This window comes from Vibrio profundi (assembly GCF_043642225.1).
GTDB lineage: Bacteria > Pseudomonadota > Gammaproteobacteria > Enterobacterales > Vibrionaceae > Vibrio > Vibrio profundi_A.
The window spans coordinates 204,216-222,030 of the sequence record NZ_JBHZSF010000003.1; the positions used below are offsets into that span (position 1 = coordinate 204,216).

The following is a 17,815-nucleotide window of genomic DNA, read 5'->3' on the forward strand; positions in this document are numbered from 1 at the left end:
TTGTTCTGCAATAGGCGTTTTTTATTGGGGTGAATAGGAGGGGATATGTTGGCTTGGCTTAAGGTTTGGATAAAAAAGTATGATAATTGGTGTAAACAGCTTGGATTGACGCCGGAAAACAAGCGTAGCTGCGTTCCATATCGCTCAGACCCTACTAATGACAGCGAACGAAAAGGTTGATCAAGGTGACCGCTTCGATAGATTTCTTTTTGTTTGATACGCATTGCCATCTAGATTTCGGGGCCTTTCCTCAAGGCGCCTCTCATTATATAGAAGAAGCTAAACACGCTGGCGTTGAAAAACTGCTGTTACCTTCAATAGGGCCAAACAACTGGCAGCAAGTAATGGCAATCGGAAATGAGCACTCCAATGTGTACTTTGGTTTGGGTGTGCATCCATATTTTCTTAATGATTACTCATTGGGTGCGCTTGAAGAACTCGACATGCATTTAAAAGCGTTGCCAAACCAGTGTGTTGCGCTCGGGGAGTGCGGCTTGGACTTTGCGGTTGATGTTGAACGCTCTAAGCAAGAGACCTTCTTTGTAAATCAGCTAGAGCTCGCTAAAAAACATCAGCTGCCGCTTATTGTTCACGAACGAAAATCTTATAACCGTTTGATTCAGCTGATTAAGCAACATCGATTTGAAAACGGTGGAGTGGTTCATGGCTTTTCGGGGAGCGAACAGCAGGCGAACGAGTGGATAAAGCTTGGCTTTTATATTGGAGTAGGGGGGACGATTACCTACCCTAGAGCGAAAAAAACACGCACCACCATTGCCCGCTTACCACTTTCCCGTTTGGTTTTGGAAACAGATGCACCGGATATGCCATTTCATGGCCGCCAAGGTAATGTAAATCATTCGAAATACCTACAGGCGTTACTAGATGAACTTTCTTTGATTAGAAAGGAAACAAAGCAATCGATTGCTTCTCAAGTCTGGGAAAATAGCCATAAAGTATTCGGTATATGTGAATAGAATCTGAATATTTTGTTTATCGTTTGCCTAGATTACAGCTCACCTGTGATTTGCATCACAGATGTGTGTGAATGACACATGAATCTTATACCAAAGTGTGAAGGCGGCATTACTTTATTAGTGGTCGCATGAGTATAATTGCCTCCGCTTTATAGCTCCATTTTGTAACACGCCAATAAATAACTAATAAGGAAGTCATAAACTATGAGCCTGTTTATGAGCCTAGTCGGCATGGTTGTACTGATTGCAATCGCAGTACTACTATCTGACAACCGCAAAGCTATTAATATCAGAACAGTGGGTGGCGCTTTCGCTATCCAATTCGCACTTGGTGCATTTGTACTTTACATCCCTTGGGGTCGTGATCTACTTGCAGGTTTCTCTGCTGGTGTAGCAAACGTGATCGACTACGGTAAAGACGGTACTGGTTTCCTATTCGGCAGCCTAGTTAACTTCTCTGTTGACGGTATCGGTTTCATCTTTGCATTCCAAGTTCTACCGACTCTAATCTTCTTCTCAGCACTTATCTCTGTACTTTACTACATTGGTGTTATGCAATGGGTTATCAAGATTCTTGGTGGTGGTCTACAAAAAGCACTAGGTACTTCTCGTGCCGAATCTATGTCTGCAGCAGCTAACATCTTTGTTGGTCAAACTGAAGCGCCACTAGTGGTTCGTCCGTTTGTTCCAAAAATGACACAGTCTGAGCTATTCGCAGTAATGTGTGGTGGTCTAGCATCTGTTGCTGGTGGTGTACTAGCTGGTTACGCTTCTATGGGTGTACCTCTAGAGTACCTAGTTGCCGCTTCATTCATGGCAGCACCAGGTGGTCTTCTATTCGCTAAAATCATCAAACCTGAAACTGACACGCCAGATGACAACATCGCTGACGAAATGGACGGTGGCGATGACAAACCAGCTAACGTTATCGACGCAGCAGCTGGTGGTGCATCAGTAGGTCTACAACTAGCACTTAACGTTGGTGCAATGCTTCTAGCATTCATCGGTCTAATCGCTCTTATCAACGGTATCCTAGGTGGCGTTGGCGGTTGGTTCGGTATGGAAAACCTAACTCTAGAACTTCTTCTAGGTTGGATCTTCGCTCCGCTAGCATTCATCATTGGTGTTCCATGGGAAGAAGCAACTATCGCTGGTTCTTTCATTGGTCAGAAGACAGTTGTTAACGAATTCGTTGCATACCTAAACTTCGTACCATACGTTGGTGAGAACGCTCAAATCGTTGAAGCGACTGGCCAAGTAATGTCTACTAAGACTCAAGCAATTATCTCGTTCGCTCTATGTGGTTTCGCAAACCTTTCTTCTATCGCGATTCTACTAGGTGGTCTAGGTGGTCTAGCTCCAAACCGTCGTCACGACATCGCTCGTATGGGTGTTAAAGCGGTTATTGCTGGTACTCTATCTAACCTGATGGCAGCGACAATTGCTGGCTTCTTCCTATCTTTCTAATTAAGTAGATTAGATTATATAGACGCCACTTTAATATCGCCCCGTAGCAAGAAATTGCTGCGGGGCTTTTTTGTTTTTAGGCTTAGTCATTTAATGCAATTGCTGATTGATGATGTGCCTAGAATGTTTTTTTGAGATACAAACCGTTTGCGTTCTAAGGAGCACTACAATTTATTGATGGATACCTATAATGTATAAGCTTAAGGGATAGGAAGTCTCTTGTTGGCAAGAAAGTGACCGCTTGGATTCGTCCAAAGGTTATTCTTCTGGGATTAAGCCAAACTTAGCGATACGCTATAGATGTTAGACACAACATGACTGATTTGTTGTGCCATAGACCAAACTGGTACTGTGCGGTGACAAGGATTGCAATTGGTAGCGAAAGTTATCAAGTCTTCAGGGAACCAAGTCCGTTCATTTGTGACTACTGAGCATTACTAAAATATCCATCTATACTGGATGGAGGGTGAGGTAGTTAACTATTTGAATATATTGATCGGAGATAGAAATGAGCGATTTAAAAGCAGCAGCTCTACGTGCACTTAAACTTATGGACCTAACTACGCTAAATGATGACGATACTACTGAAAAAGTAGTGGCGCTTTGTCATGACGCGAAGACTGCAGTAGGCAACACCGCTGCAATCTGTATTTACCCTCGCTTTATCCCAGCAGCTAAGAAAGCATTGCGTGAGCAAGGTACTCCTGAAGTACGCATTGCGACTGTAACTAACTTCCCTCATGGTAATGACGACATCGAAATCGCAGTAGCTGAAACAAAAGCAGCTGTTGCTTACGGTGCAGACGAAGTAGACGTAGTATTCCCATACCGCGCTCTAATCGCTGGCAACGAAGAAGTAGGTTTCGAGCTAGTTAAACAGTGTAAAGCAGCTTGTGGTGACATCACGCTTAAAGTGATCATCGAAACTGGTGAGCTAAAAGAAGAAGCGCTTATTAAAAAAGCTTCTCAAATCTGTATCGAAGCAGGTGCAGACTTCATCAAAACTTCTACAGGTAAAGTGCCAGTGAACGCGACTCCAGAGTACGCGCGCATGATGCTAGAAGTTATTCGTGACATGGGCGTAGCGAAAACTGTTGGTTTCAAACCAGCAGGTGGCGTGCGTACAGCTGAAGATGCAGCACAATACCTAGCAATGGCGGATGAGCTACTAGGCGCTGATTGGGCTGATAACATGCACTACCGATTTGGTGCATCAAGCCTTCTAACTAACCTATTGAACACATTAGAAGTAACAGACGAAACTGCAGATCCAGCTGCATACTAATTCTTAAATAGTCTGTTTGATGGAGTGGCGAGTCGCCACTCCATATTACCTCTTACTCTACAAACCATACTCATAGCGAGTTTGGGAGGATCTAATGTCTACAACTCAAACCTTCTTACCTCAAGAAATTATTCGCAGAAAACGTGATGGCGAAGTGCTAACGGCTGAAGAGATCAACTTCTTCATCCAAGGCGTGGCTAAAAACACGGTTTCTGAAGGCCAAATTGCAGCATTCGCAATGGCTATCTTCTTCAATGAAATGACAATGCCAGAACGTATCGCACTAACATGTGCAATGCGTGATTCAGGCATGGTGATTGATTGGAGCCACATGAACTTTGATGGCCCAATCGTTGATAAGCACTCGACCGGTGGTGTAGGTGACGTAACTTCTCTGATGCTTGGCCCAATGGTGGCAGCATGTGGCGGTTTCGTTCCAATGATTTCTGGCCGTGGTTTAGGCCACACTGGCGGTACACTAGACAAGCTTGAGTCTATTCCTGGTTACAACATTACACCAACTAACGATGTGTTCGGCGAAGTCACTAAAGATGCGGGTGTTGCGATCATCGGTCAAACAGGCGATCTAGCGCCTGCTGATAAGCGTGTTTACGCGACTCGTGATATCACAGCAACAGTAGACAACATCTCGCTAATCACGGCTTCAATCCTATCTAAGAAACTGGCGGCAGGCCTAGATTCTCTAGTGATGGACGTAAAAGTGGGTTCTGGTGCATTCATGCCAACTTACGAAGCCTCTGAAGAGTTAGCAAAATCTATCGTAGCTGTAGCGAATGGCGCGGGTACTAAGACAACCGCTATTCTTACCGATATGAACCAAGTATTGGCTTCTTCTGCGGGTAATGCTGTAGAAGTACGTGAAGCGGTTCAGTTCCTGACTGGTAAATACCGTAACCCTCGTCTTCTTGAAATCACGCTAGCTTCATGTGCAGAAATGTTGGTGCTAGGTAACCTTGCAAAAGATTCAGACGAAGCGCGTGAAAAGCTAATGGCTGTTCTTGATAACGGTAAAGCGGCAGAATGCTTCGGAAAAATGGTTGCAGGCCTAGGTGGTCCAGCAGATTTCGTAGAAAACTACGATAATTACCTAGAGAAAGCAGAAATTATTAAACCTGTGTACGCGCTCGAAACTGGCGTTGTGTCAGCGATGGATACGCGTGCAATTGGTATGGCAGTCGTTGGGATGGGTGGTGGTCGCCGCGTCGCAACAGACAGTATTGATTACGCTGTAGGTTTTGATGGCTTTATTCGCCTTGGCGAAGTCGCAAGTGCAGAGAAACCTTTAGCAATGATTCATGCCCGCAACGAAGAGCAGTGGAATGAAGCTGCCAAAGCACTTCAAAGTGCAATTACTGTGGGTGGAGAGTATAAAGCAACTCCAGATGTTTACCGTCAAATCCGTGCGGAAGATGTGTAAATAAGACTGGTGGAGAGAGCAATGAAAAGAGCATTTATTTTAGTACTAGACTCATTTGGTATCGGTGAAACTGCTGACGCGGATAAGTTTGGTGATGTAGGTTCAGACACTATGGGTCATATCGCTGACCATTGTGATCAAGGCTTAGCGGATAACGCTGACCGTAAAGGTCCGTTATCATTACCTAACTTATCTAAGCTAGGTTTAGCTATGGCTCATAAAGAGTCAACAGGTCGCTTTGCGCCTGGTATGGATGCCGATGCAGAAATCATTGGTGCATACGGTCATGCGGCAGAGTTGTCTTCTGGTAAAGATACACCTTCTGGCCACTGGGAGATCGCGGGTGTTCCGGTTCTGTTTGATTGGGGTTACTTCACTGATAAAGAGAATAGCTTCCCTAAAGAGTTAACCGATCGCATCCTAGAGCGTGCTGGGCTGTCTGGCTTCTTGGGTAATTGCCATGCATCAGGCACTCAAGTTCTTGATGACCTAGGTGAAGAACACATGAAGACTGGTCTACCAATCTTCTATACATCTGCTGATTCTGTTTTCCAGATTGCTTGTCATGAAGAGACATTCGGCCTACAAAACCTGCTAGATCTTTGTCAGATCGCTCGTGAAGAGTTAGAAGACTACAATATTGGTCGTGTCATTGCTCGCCCATTCATTGGCCCAGGTAAAGGTCAATTTGAACGTACTGGTAACCGTCGCGATCTTTCTGTAGAGCCGCCAGCGGCTACGATCCTTCAGAAACTTGTGGAAGAGAAAGGTGGTGAGGTTCACTCCATCGGTAAGATCTCAGATATCTACGCGGGTTGTGGTATTACGAAGAAGACTAAAGCGACGGGTATTCCTGCACTATTTGAAGCGACAAAAGACGCAATAAAAGAAGCGGGCGATAACACTATCGTTTTCACTAACTTTGTAGACTTTGACTCAGCTTACGGTCATCGCCGTGATGTGGCGGGTTATGCTGCTGCTCTTGAATATTTTGATGGTCGCATCAATGAAGTTATCGAGATGATGGAAGATGACGACGTGTTAATCCTGACAGCTGACCACGGTTGTGATCCGACGTGGCATGGTACAGACCATACTCGTGAGCACATCCCTGTCATTGTTTACGGCCAAAAAATACCGGCGGGCTCTTTAGGTCGTCGTGACACGTTTGCTGATATTGGCCAAAGCCTTGCAGAACACTTTGGTACTTCACCAATGGAATACGGCAAAAGCTTTCTTTAATGTTTGTAAATAGAGAGGGGAACCTCTCTATTTTTTTGATTTGATATAAAGGATATTTTCAATGGCTACTCCACATATTAATGCTGAAATGGGCGCTTTCGCAGACGTTGTATTGATGCCTGGTGATCCGCTACGCGCGAAATACATCGCAGAAACTTTCTTAGATGATGTTGTTCAAGTGTGTGATGTTCGTAACATGTTTGGCTACACGGGCACTTATAAAGGCCGTAAAGTCTCAGTCATGGGGCACGGTATGGGCATTCCATCTTGCTCTATTTACGCGACAGAACTTATCAAAGACTTTGGTGTTAAGAAAATCATTCGTGTGGGCAGTTGTGGTGCGGTCAGTGAAGACATTAAAGTTCGTGATGTTGTGATCGGCATGGGCGCATGTACTGATTCAAAAGTGAACCGTATTCGCTTTAAAGGTCATGACTTCGCAGCGATTGCTGACTACAAAATGGTTCGCGCTGCAGAAGATGCAGCAAAAGCTCGCGGTGTTGACGTGAAGGTGGGTAACCTTTTCTCTGCTGAGCTGTTCTACACGCCAGACCCTGAAATGTTTGAAGTGATGGATAAGTACGGCATTGTTGGTGTAGAGATGGAAGCGGCTGGTATCTACGGCGTTTGTGCTGAATACGGTGCTAAAGCTCTGACAATTTGTACGGTTTCAGACCATATTAAAACTGGTGAGCAAACCACATCTGATGAACGTCAAACTACGTTCAACGACATGATGGTTATCGCATTAGACTCAGTTTTACTGGGTGATGACGAGTAACGACAGCGTTTGAATGTAAAAAAGCCCGAATTAACCATTCGGGCTTTTTTGTAGAATCATGTTTTGTTGTTTTAGCGAAAAGCTAGCTCGCCTTTTTCAGAAGTAAATTCTCACCAGACTTCTTCTCTTTTTTTCTCAGCACAAGCACAAACAGCATTCCCCCAACAAAGCTCATTAAGAGCATGAGTAACATATAGCGATCACTTTTGCGGTAATGGTGGTCGGAAATAGCCGTTACTTTTCCTGTTTCAAACGTAATTCGAACAAACCCAATGATAGAGTTCTCCGCAGAAAAAATAGGTTCAACCAATTGTTGGCGGCCTATACTCGCGGTTGCTAAAGGGGTGTCTAAACCAAGTACTTCACGAACCGTTCTGGCTTTGTCGCTAGAAGCCAAGCGAACCCCTTCTGCATTATAAATTGTCGCGTCTAATACTAGCCTGTCATGGGCGAGTTGATTCGTCAGTTGCAGAAGTCTTTCTTGATCTTGTTGAGCAATCATTTTACTCGCAGACAAGGAGGCTTGAGAGATCAAAACTTTCGTTAACGTTTCAAGCTGCTTATTTTGAATCTGTTCGTTACCTTTACTGATCACAACGCTGTTTCTGACCGTAGCAAAAAACATCGCAGCTAAAACAATTAACGCAACAATACGCAGAGCATTGCGTAGGGAAAAGAGGGATTCATTCATGATGACCTGCATTTCAAGTGAACAAATGTAATTAAAGACATATTGAGACTTGCGTTTTTAAATTGCAATAGGTTAACGTCTAGCTAGGTTAATTAGGAATTATAAACATGGAAGCGCATAAACAGTTGCCAATTAAAAGGCATACATCACTTGTTACTCGATTACCGGAAACTCGATTTGCAAGCCAACTCGCGAAATCAAAAGCGAATTGGATAGTGTTCGGTGAGTATTTATCTCCTCAACATTTTGATGATATCGACTTTTTTACTGGGTTCTACAACACAGTGTTGGATACATGGAAGGTGGGCCATTATGAAGTGGCTCTAATGTCTGGAAACTTAACCCCTGCTCATGAAGAGATTTTGCAAGGTCTTGGCTTAGACTACGCGAATTTGAGCGAAGTCCCTGATTTATCAAAACCAGGTTTGATCGTAATGGATATGGATTCCACTGCCATTCAAATCGAATGTATTGATGAAATTGCTAAACTTGCCGGTGTTGGTGAACAAGTTTCTGAAGTAACAGAAAGGGCAATGCAAGGTGAGTTGGATTTTGAAGAAAGCTTACGCCAACGTGTCGGTGCGCTAAAAGATGCCGACGAAGCCATTCTTGAGCAGGTTCGCTCTACGCTTCCGTTCATGCCTGATTTAGCAGAGCTAGTGAATACACTCAAAGCTCTAGGTTGGAAAACGGCGATAGCGTCAGGTGGATTCACTTACTTCTCTGATTATTTGAAAGACACATTAGGTTTGGACTACGCGCAATCCAATACTTTGGAAATAAAAGACGGAAAGCTAACAGGCCAAGTGATTGGTGATGTGGTTTCTGCTCAAACCAAAGCGGATATACTCGTCGAGCTCGCTGACCAATATGAAGTGGAAGTGCATAATACCGTTGCTGTGGGCGATGGTGCGAATGATCTTGTGATGATGGGGGCTGCGGGGTTAGGTGTTGCATACCATGCTAAGCCAAAAGTAGAGCAGCAAGCACAAGCTGCGGTTCGTTACTCTGGGTTAGGTGGCGTGCTGTGTATTTTATCCGGTTTGCTAGCCAAGCAGCAGAAAGTGAGCTGGCAAGTTAAGCCATAGGCTAAGACGGATAGAAGTGATTCGATTAACAAAAAAAGCAGGCGATAGCCTGCTTTTTTGTTTGATTTGATTACGTAAGCTCTAAGCGTATGAGCACTTCATCAGTAATATCTTCCATTTCGCCATAGCCGATCAAGGATGTGATCTCTTTTTCGAGCTTACGAGCTTGGTGCATACTGATTTGCGATAGCTCTTCTAGGTCTGCTTGGAATAGAGTAGTTAGGGCATCAAAGATTGGTGCAGTAGAGATTCTCAGAACGTAAATTTCGCCCATTTGCTGAGCTTTTTTGATGAACATAATACGTTCTTTTACTGAATTAAAGTCGGTAGCTAATTTAGTATGAATGGATTGAACCTTGTTTCCGAATTTAATCGCAGCGATATACACATCATGGTGTTGTGGCTCTGCGCCATCAATGCGTTTTAACGGAACGGCTAAAAGCGTATTAGAGCGACCTTTAAAAATGGGTTCTAATGATAGGTTCTGTTCATGGCCCAGCTTCGCTAACAGCATCAAGTGATTCGCAAGCGGGAAATTGACCCCAATGACTTTCGTTCTATGAGTAGATCCCGGCTTATCGATGAAAATTGGACTACTCACCACTTTGCTAAGCAAAATATTATGAAGCGCTTCAAGTAATCCGTTATTCGGAAGGACTTCAGCTTTCTTCATCAGTTTATCTTGATTGCTATCAATTAAGCCGTTGAGGAAGGCAATGGTGCGGATCGTTTTGCTGGTTTCATTAATCACCAATTGAACGTTGCGTCCGTTTGGGCTGACTCGTATAACCTGATATGGCACCGCACTTAATGGCAGCTTTTTATCGTAAAGCTGTAATTCACTGAAGTTGATCGTCACGGGAACATCAGACTTCAAGACCAATGGTTGCTGTAAGGTCAGGCTCAACCCACGCTTTGATAGATCGACGGTAAAGCCTGTTGCTTTTGTGCCATCAGCCGTGGTGATCTCCAACGGTGATTTGAATTGATAGCGTGGTTCTTTACGGCGAGACTGGGCATCGAAGTAAATACTTTGAAGCTTACCAATCACTTTCCTGGAGTGGCGGAATTGATTAAGTTCGCTACTCGCCAGCCTTGGTTTTTCTGTAAAGAGGTAGTCGCTCGCCGTTGAGTGGTCACCGATTTCTTGCAAGATGCCACAGTGTGTCAACGAATCAGAGCTATTCGCCAGTTCTGTTGAATGTTGAGCTAACGCTTCGCGTTCATCCTGAGAAAGTTCGAATACCGAAAACTTGAATGCCTTCCAGCTTTTTCGCTTCGCACCGACATGCCAAAACAACTGTCTTTGCTCTCTCGTCGCTTCGGGCAGCATCATTGAGTAGTAAAGCGTCTTCTCTTGGTGAATATGGGTAAACGAATAGATAACATTACTCGTCCCTTTGATTCCTGGTTTAGTTAGCAACTTCATACGTTGCTCATTAAACAAAGTGCCGAATGCTTGTTGATTACGCTCGTCGTGCCAATATTGCCATAATGGGTGGTTATTGTCGGTCAGTAGAGCAAGCTTTAACTCGGTGCCACTAAAGAATAGAGGAAGGTTACATGTGTGTTTTAAAAAGGTGTGTTCGAAACCGCGCGTTCTCGCACGTATGATCTTATCTTGATTATCATGCTTCGCTTTGTTGGCGATATTACTGGTCGCTTCTGATATTAAGCGAGTGATGAGTTCGGTATCTGTTAGCTTTAGAGTTCGAAGGAATTTTATTGCGTCATTTTCATAAGATTCGTCGACAGCAAGCACTCTAAATTCGACTTCTTGGTCAACGCCGGAAAGCTCTGATTTTTGAGCCAACTCGGTGAAAGTGACGGTGATGACTTCACCAAGGTTATATTCGAATGCGCTTGGCACTTTGAACTTTGCGCCAGAGCTTGACAAATCCATGGTCAAACCATGTAAAATTTGTCCTTTCGGCATTCTGATTTCAACTTGAGTGGTGACTTTTAGTCGATTTTCTTGGCGTTTAAGGTCGTACCCCAAGGTAATTGGTTCGGATTCATAAGAGCTGTTGGCGCTAGTCAGTTCCTTGGCTGCTTGCCCTTGGTTACGCGAACCCATCACTCGGAAGTTATTCTTGGTGTTTGAAAGGGCCTCCCAAACCCCTTCGGTGTAACCTTTAAACTTTTTTGTACCTTTGTGGTACGCGTTAAAAGCAACGTCATCAAGCCAATGTTTTCGACCATCAAGAATATATTCACGACATTCACCTTGCACTCGCCCTCGTAGGTCGATGCTTTTTGTGCAGGGTGCCATAATGCGGTTGAGTTCCATCTTTACGAGTAATTTAAGCGATGGCGATTCCCCTTCAGTCATTTGAGCAAGAAGGTAATCGAAGTCATCGGCATGGTAAGCGGGAATGAGCCGCTCGGCTAAAGATAGAATTTCAGATTGCTGCATATATTTCTGTTAAAGTGAAAGTGTCTTTTTGTTATCGACTAGTTGTAATTGATCTTTAAGTATAAGTGATGTTTGTTCAACTTTTATTTTCAGTCATGCGGTTAACTAAGTCACAGAGTTACAATTATTTGAGGTTATATGGCTAAAGCAAAACGTGCTTACGTTTGTAATGACTGTGGGGCAGACTTCCCACGATGGCAAGGGCAGTGTAATGCCTGTGGGGCATGGAATACGATAACTGAGGTTCGATTAGCCGCTTCACCTCAAGTCGCTAGGAACGAACGACTATCTGGTTACGCCGGAATGGCAACAGAGTCGACGGTACAAACGCTTTCCGAAATAGATCTGCAAGAAGTTCCGCGTTTTAGCAGTGGCTTTAAAGAATTAGACCGAGTGTTAGGCGGAGGTGTGGTGCCTGGTGCTGCAATTCTCATCGGTGGTAACCCAGGAGCAGGTAAGTCAACGCTGCTGTTACAAACCATGTGTTTACTATCGTCTCAGTTGCCAACCTTATACGTAACCGGTGAAGAATCGCTTCAACAGGTAGCGATGCGTGCTTCACGTCTTGGTTTACCAAAAGAGCACTTAAAGATGCTCTCTGAAACTAATGTAGACAAGATCTGTCAGGTAGCTGAAAAAGAGCAGCCTAAGATCATGGTCATCGACTCCATCCAGGTCATGCATGTTGCTGATGTTCAATCTTCACCAGGTAGTGTGGCGCAAGTTCGTGAATCAGCCACTGCACTGACACGTTTTGCTAAGCAGAATAATGTAGCAATCTTCCTAGTTGGACACGTAACTAAAGATGGTACGCTGGCGGGCCCTAAAGTACTTGAGCACATTATTGACTGTTCAGTTTTGTTAGACGGCGGAACAGACAGCCGTTTCAGAACATTACGCAGCCATAAAAACCGTTTTGGTGCAGTGAATGAGCTAGGTGTGTTTGCCATGACTGGCCAAGGGCTAAAAGAAGTCAGCAACCCATCGGCTATATTCCTATCTCGCGGTGAAGAAGAAACGTCAGGCAGTTCAGTTATGGTGGTATGGGAAGGTACACGCCCACTGCTTGTTGAAATCCAAGCCTTGGTGGATTATTCCCAGCTTGCTAACCCAAGGCGGGTCGCTGTGGGTCTTGAACAAAACCGCTTATCTTTACTATTAGCGGTGCTTCATAAGCATGGTGGCTTACAAATGGCTGACCAAGATGTGTTTGTGAATGTTGTGGGTGGTGTAAAAGTAACCGAAACTAGTGCCGATTTAGCTTTAGTTATGGCACTATTGTCGAGTTTTAGAGATAGAGCGTTACCAAAAGATGTAGTTGTATTTGGCGAAGTGGGGCTAGCTGGCGAGATTCGTCCAGTACCAAGCGGGCAAGAACGATTGAATGAAGCGTTCAAACATGGCTTTACAAAAGCAATTGTCCCCGCTGCAAATATGCCTAAGGGCGGTATTCCCGGCATGCAAATCCACGGTGTGAAAAAGTTGTCTGAAGCGATTAATGCTTTTGATGAGTTGTAATCACATTAACTTCAGCTAATCTATATCTCAGCAATAAAATTAAGATGGTATATCTATAGATAGCCATCTTAATTTTTTAATAAACAATGGGTTACATTGTTTTTTTAGTCTGCTTTTTCTATTTAACTAGGAAAAGGCAAAGTTTTTTAATCTCAAATGCATGCAAAGCTATCAGTCTTCACAGATTGTGATATACTCTGCGCGCATTTTATATCCTATTAACAGAGTAAGACAATGGCAGATTTATCGAAATACAGAAACATTGGTATTTTCGCGCACGTTGATGCGGGTAAAACAACTACCACTGAGCGTATCCTTAAGCTAACTGGTCAAATCCACAAGACTGGTGAAGTACATGATGGCGAATCAACTACTGACTTCATGGAACAGGAAGCTGAGCGCGGTATTACTATCCAGTCTGCAGCTGTAAGCTGTTTCTGGAACGATCACCGTCTAAACGTTATCGATACTCCTGGACACGTTGACTTCACAGTTGAAGTATACCGTTCTCTTAAAGTACTTGATGGCGGTATCGGTGTATTCTGTGGTTCTGGTGGTGTTGAACCACAATCAGAAACTAACTGGCGTTACGCTAACGAATCAGAAGTATCTCGTCTGATCTTCGTTAACAAACTAGACCGTATGGGTGCTGACTTCTACCGCGTTGTTGACCAAGTTAAGAACGTTCTAGGCGCTACTCCTCTAGTAATGGTTCTACCAATCGGCCGCGAAGATGAATTCGTTGGTGTTGTAGACCTACTAAGCCGTAAAGCATACGTTTGGGATGACACAGGTCTTCCTGAAAACTACGAAATCAAAGATGTTCCTGCGGACATGGTTGATGACGTTGAGCAATACCGTGAAGAGCTAATCGAAACTGCTGTTGAGCAAGACGATGACCTAATGGAAGCTTACATGGAAGGTGAAGAGCCTACTGTTGAGCAAATCAAAGCTTGTATCCGTAAAGGTACTCGTGACCTAGCGTTCTTCCCAACATTCTGTGGTTCTGCATTTAAGAACAAGGGTGTTCAAATCGTTCTTGACGCTGTAGTTGATTACCTACCAGCTCCGACTGAAGTAGATCCTCAACCGCTAACAGACAAAGAAACTGGTGAGCCAACTGGTGAAGTTGCAACTGTTTCTGCTGATGAGCCACTACGTGCTCTAGCGTTTAAGATCATGGATGACCGCTTCGGTGCTCTAACATTCATCCGTATCTACTCTGGTGTAATGAACAAGGGTGATACAATCCTTAACGCTGCTACAGGTAAAACTGAGCGTATCGGCCGTATGGTTGAGATGCAAGCAGACGAGCGTAACGAACTAACTTCTGCGCAAGCTGGTGACATCATCGCTGTTGTTGGTATGAAGAACGTTCAAACTGGTCACACTCTATGTGATGTTAAGCACGAGTGTACTCTTGAGCCAATGATCTTCCCAACTCCAGTAATCTCTATCGCTGTATCTCCAAAAGATAAAGGCGGTTCTGAGAAGATGGGTATCGCTATCGGTAAGATGGTTGCAGAAGATCCGTCATTCCAAGTTGAGACTGACGAAGAAACTGGCGAAACTATCCTGAAGGGTATGGGTGAACTTCACCTAGACATCAAAGTAGACATCCTTAAGCGTACTTACGGTGTTGACCTTGTTGTTGGTGCTCCTCAAGTAGCATACCGTGAAACTATCACTCAACCTGTTGAAGATAGCTACACGCACAAGAAGCAATCTGGTGGTTCTGGTCAGTTCGGTAAGATCGATTACCGCATCAAGCCAGGCGAAGCTGGTTCAGGCTTCACGTTCTCTTCATCTGTTGTTGGTGGTAACGTTCCTAAGGAATTCTGGCCTGCAGTTGAGAAAGGTTTTGCATCTATGATGGAAAACGGTGTTCTTGCTGGCTTCCCAACTCTAGACGTTGAAGTTGAACTATTCGACGGTGGCTTCCACGCAGTTGACTCATCTGCAATCGCATTTGAAATCGCAGCGAAAGGCGCATTCCGTCAATCTATGCCTAAAGCAGGCGCGCAACTTCTTGAGCCAATCATGAACGTTGACGTGTTCACTCCAGAAGATCACGTTGGTGACGTAATCGGTGACCTTAACCGTCGTCGTGGTATGATCAAAGACCAACAAGCTGGTGCTACTGGCGTACGTATTAAAGCTGACGTACCTCTATCAGAAATGTTTGGTTACATCGGTCACCTACGTACTATTACTTCAGGTCGTGGTCAGTTCTCTATGGAATTCCTACAGTACTCACCTTGTCCAGCAAACGTTGCTGAAGAAGTAATTGCTAAAGTTAAAGAAGACAACGCTAAGAAATAATCGTTGACTCATTAACTAAAAAGCCCCGCAAGTGAAAGCTTGCGGGGCTTTTTGTTATTGGAAAGTCTGAAAGGTTAAGACTTATTTTTTAGCTCAATATAGATCGATTCAACCTTAGCTCTTGCCCAATCTGTTTTACGTAAAAACTTCAGGCTTGATTTAATGCTCGGGTCTTTCTTAAAGCAGTTGATATTGACCATATGGCTCAACTCTTGCCAACCATAGTATTCGACTAATTCCGTTAATAACTTCTCTAGGGTAATACCGTGCAGCGGGTTATTCGCTTGTGTCATGTGTAATTCTCGTATTGTTAGTGGGCGCAGTATAACAGTTCATCTAGGTATCGTGGCCCCATTTCAAAGAGTAGTCAGTATCTAGAATATTGAGTTCGTCTCTTCCTGTGTTTCCAAATTGCTCCACTTGCTGATGCATCCACTTACAGAACAGTTTGATTTTATCGCGATTGAAGTAGCCCGCGGGGGCACACAGAAAGTAGTTGTACCTAGGTCGAAGTGCGATGTTACTTATTCTGACGAGTTTATTTTCTTGAAGATATCGATATGCCAAGCTGTGTTTGACTAAGGCTACACCTTGTACGGAAAGTGCAGCTTCTAATACAAAATGAGAGCCATCAAACTTTAGGGTGGTTCGGCCAGCTTTCGCTCCCGCAGCATCCAACCATAGATTCCAATCCATGTCAGGCCACATATCTTCGATTAACTCAGCTCTATGTAAATCGTGAATACTATGGATACCATGTTGCTCTTGATAGAGCGGGTGACACACAGCGTAGATGACTTCATCCATTAACCATCGGGACTCAATATTCGAATAGTCTCCCACTCCATAGCGAATACAAATATCGACACTGGAATCTTCAAAATTAATGAGCTTATTGGTTGGCTCAATGAGCATGGCCATATCTGGGTGACGCTCTCGAAAATCACCAATTCTTGGCACCAGCCAGCGTTGTGCAAAAGAAGGGGACGTCGAAATAGAAAGCTGATTAGGGGTTGGGTCTTGGTTGATTAAGCGGACTCCCTCCTGAAGATGTGCGAACCCTTTTTGAGCTTGGTTAAACAAGATATGTCCTTCAGGGGTCAGTGTTACCTTACGGTGCTGACGGACAAATAACGCAGTGCCTAGCCATTCTTCTAACAGGCGAATTTGCTGACTGACGGCTGCTGCCGTGACATAGAGGTCTTCGGATGCGGCCTTAAAGCTGCCCAGTTGTGCGGCTTTGAAAAAGTAGAATAAGCCTTGAAACGGAGGTATCTGTTCTTTCACATTAGTTTTCCTTAACCGAATGCCAAAATCTATCGTTTGTCACATTACTGTGATTGTTCGATTATTAATCACGAAAGCTAAATTAATCAAGAGGAATTACGCTATGGACACCCATTTGAACGCTACTTCAGAACTCATTGCGAAGCCATCAAACTCTTTGGTTAAGAAAATCTATTCTTATTTTAAGATGGCTTTACAAAACTATCGATCAAGAAGACATCTGTCTGAACTGCCCGACCATCTATTAATAGATATTGGGGTGTCTCGTGCCGAGGCACAACGAGAAGCGAGAAAGTCATTTTGGTGATAAAAAGAATAGAAGCAATAACCGATTTTCTGGTTATTGCTTCTATTGAGAGGTTATTAGTTTTCTGATATTTCGGACACTTCTTCATGCAACCACTGAGTGAATGCTTGAATACGTTCCTTTCTAGGGGAGTCAGGATCGGTACATAGATTGACTTGAACGCCTGGAGTCATCCCAATATCGAACGGCTTTACTAACAAACCACGTTCAATGAAATCTCCGGCTAAGCTGTCTGTTGCTAGGCACACGCCATGACCAGCCATGACAGTGGTGAGCCCCATATCGAAGGTGCCAACTTCCATCCACTGAATAGAATCATCTTTTGTCGAGACATTGGCTGTGTTGAACCAAGATTCCCAAGGGAAGCAACCACTATCAAAATGGATTAGCCAGCACTTTAGAAGGTCCTCTGGTTTCTTGAAATTGATGGATCTCGCAAGTTCAGGAGAGCAGTATGGATAGACAGGCTCATTAATTAGCACTTCTAGAGAGAGTCCATCTTCAATACACAGATCTTCGCCCTGACGGATCGCTACATCGATCTCGCCATGTTTTAAGTTAGGCGTATCACAACCAGTTAACACCTTGATTGGAATCTCAGGGTGCCTCACAGAGAATTTCCAAAGCCTTGGGAGTAACCAACGTGAGGCAAATGAAGGGGGGCTTCTGACAACAAGTACCCCTTCAAATGGCTCTGCTTGTATATGGTTTAGCCCGCTAAGAATAGACTCAAAACCACAGGAAACGTGTTTAAGTAGAGTCTTCCCTTTTTGGGTAAGGGTCATCTCTCGCCCTTTTCTTATGAACAGTTTACAGTCTAATTGTTCCTCCAACTGGCGAATTTTTTGACTCACAGCAGCTTGGCTGACAAACAGTTCTTCAGCGGCTTTGCTGTAACTGCTGAGGCGTGCCGCCACTTCAAAATATCTTAACCCTGAGAGATGTCGTAATCGGTTATCCATAACCTCTGCTTATAGTTAGTGTTAAGAATGGTTG

At 44.1% G+C, this 17,815-nt stretch carries 16 protein-coding genes; 11 read left to right on the plus strand and 5 right to left on the minus strand.

Going from position 1 to position 17,815, the window contains the following annotated elements:
- The first annotated feature begins 45 nt into the window (after window positions 1–45).
- The 7 genes from ACHUFI_RS07485 to deoD all read left to right on the plus strand — a co-directional run bounded on the left by ACHUFI_RS07485 (window position 46) and on the right by deoD (window position 7,190).
- Entirely contained in the window at window positions 46–180 is a 135-nt protein-coding gene (locus tag ACHUFI_RS07485) for a DUF5363 family protein (RefSeq protein ID WP_394247765.1), read from the plus strand.
- A 5-nt stretch (window positions 181–185) separates the two neighbouring features.
- The gene (locus ACHUFI_RS07490; RefSeq protein WP_394247767.1) at window positions 186–977 is read left to right on the plus strand and encodes a TatD family hydrolase; all 792 of its coding nucleotides are present in this window, start codon (window positions 186–188) and stop codon (window positions 975–977) included.
- A gap of 204 nt (window positions 978–1,181) precedes the next feature.
- Entirely contained in the window at window positions 1,182–2,444 is a 1,263-nt protein-coding gene (locus tag ACHUFI_RS07495; RefSeq protein ID WP_394247769.1) for a NupC/NupG family nucleoside CNT transporter, read from the plus strand.
- A gap of 508 nt (window positions 2,445–2,952) precedes the next feature.
- Window positions 2,953–3,729: a deoxyribose-phosphate aldolase gene (gene deoC / locus ACHUFI_RS07500; protein ID WP_394247771.1), complete on the plus strand. Its 777-nt coding sequence runs from the start codon at window positions 2,953–2,955 to the stop codon at window positions 3,727–3,729.
- 94 nt (window positions 3,730–3,823) lie between these two features.
- On the plus strand, window positions 3,824–5,167 hold the full coding sequence (gene deoA, locus ACHUFI_RS07505) for a thymidine phosphorylase (protein WP_394247773.1): 1,344 nt from the start codon (window positions 3,824–3,826) through the stop codon (window positions 5,165–5,167).
- Window positions 5,168–5,188: 21 nt separating this feature from the next.
- A complete protein-coding gene (locus tag ACHUFI_RS07510; protein ID WP_394247775.1) occupies window positions 5,189–6,409 on the plus strand; it encodes a phosphopentomutase in 1,221 nt (406 codons plus the stop codon).
- Window positions 6,410–6,470: 61 nt separating this feature from the next.
- Complete coding sequence (gene deoD / locus ACHUFI_RS07515) at window positions 6,471–7,190, plus strand: purine-nucleoside phosphorylase (RefSeq protein ID WP_137355482.1); 720 nt, start codon at window positions 6,471–6,473, stop codon at window positions 7,188–7,190.
- 82 nt (window positions 7,191–7,272) lie between these two features.
- On the opposite strand, the gene ACHUFI_RS07520 is transcribed toward deoD, so the two are convergent.
- A complete protein-coding gene (locus ACHUFI_RS07520; protein ID WP_394247777.1) occupies window positions 7,273–7,881 on the minus strand; it encodes a YtjB family periplasmic protein in 609 nt (202 codons plus the stop codon).
- A gap of 107 nt (window positions 7,882–7,988) precedes the next feature.
- On the opposite strand from ACHUFI_RS07520, the gene serB reads away from it, so the two are divergent.
- Window positions 7,989–8,969 carry a phosphoserine phosphatase gene (serB, locus tag ACHUFI_RS07525; protein ID WP_394247779.1) on the plus strand — a complete coding sequence of 327 codons (981 nt, stop codon included), beginning with the start codon at window positions 7,989–7,991 and terminating at the stop codon, window positions 8,967–8,969.
- 70 nt (window positions 8,970–9,039) lie between these two features.
- Here the strand turns inward: serB and ACHUFI_RS07530 are convergent, their stop codons facing one another.
- Complete coding sequence (locus tag ACHUFI_RS07530; RefSeq protein WP_394247781.1) at window positions 9,040–11,385, minus strand: PilZ domain-containing protein; 2,346 nt, start codon at window positions 11,383–11,385, stop codon at window positions 9,040–9,042.
- Between the two features lie 138 nt (window positions 11,386–11,523).
- On the opposite strand from ACHUFI_RS07530, the gene radA reads away from it, so the two are divergent.
- Together radA and fusA are read left to right on the plus strand one after the other, a co-directional pair.
- Complete coding sequence (gene radA / locus ACHUFI_RS07535) at window positions 11,524–12,903, plus strand: DNA repair protein RadA (RefSeq protein ID WP_394247783.1); 1,380 nt, start codon at window positions 11,524–11,526, stop codon at window positions 12,901–12,903.
- Window positions 12,904–13,137: 234 nt separating this feature from the next.
- Window positions 13,138–15,225 carry an elongation factor G gene (gene fusA, locus ACHUFI_RS07540; RefSeq protein WP_394247785.1) on the plus strand — a complete coding sequence of 696 codons (2,088 nt, stop codon included), beginning with the start codon at window positions 13,138–13,140 and terminating at the stop codon, window positions 15,223–15,225.
- Between the two features lie 74 nt (window positions 15,226–15,299).
- Here the strand turns inward: fusA and ACHUFI_RS07545 are convergent, their stop codons facing one another.
- Complete coding sequence (locus ACHUFI_RS07545) at window positions 15,300–15,518, minus strand: VF530 family protein (RefSeq protein WP_394247787.1); 219 nt, start codon at window positions 15,516–15,518, stop codon at window positions 15,300–15,302.
- A 43-nt stretch (window positions 15,519–15,561) separates the two neighbouring features.
- Window positions 15,562–16,512: a LysR substrate-binding domain-containing protein gene (locus ACHUFI_RS07550; protein WP_394247789.1), complete on the minus strand. Its 951-nt coding sequence runs from the start codon at window positions 16,510–16,512 to the stop codon at window positions 15,562–15,564.
- Window positions 16,513–16,699: 187 nt separating this feature from the next.
- On the opposite strand from ACHUFI_RS07550, the gene ACHUFI_RS07555 reads away from it, so the two are divergent.
- On the plus strand, window positions 16,700–16,819 hold the full coding sequence (locus tag ACHUFI_RS07555; protein ID WP_394248088.1) for a DUF1127 domain-containing protein: 120 nt from the start codon (window positions 16,700–16,702) through the stop codon (window positions 16,817–16,819).
- Window positions 16,820–16,875: 56 nt separating this feature from the next.
- Here the strand turns inward: ACHUFI_RS07555 and ACHUFI_RS07560 are convergent, their stop codons facing one another.
- Complete coding sequence (locus ACHUFI_RS07560) at window positions 16,876–17,781, minus strand: LysR substrate-binding domain-containing protein (RefSeq protein ID WP_394247791.1); 906 nt, start codon at window positions 17,779–17,781, stop codon at window positions 16,876–16,878.
- Window positions 17,782–17,815 lie beyond the last annotated feature (34 nt).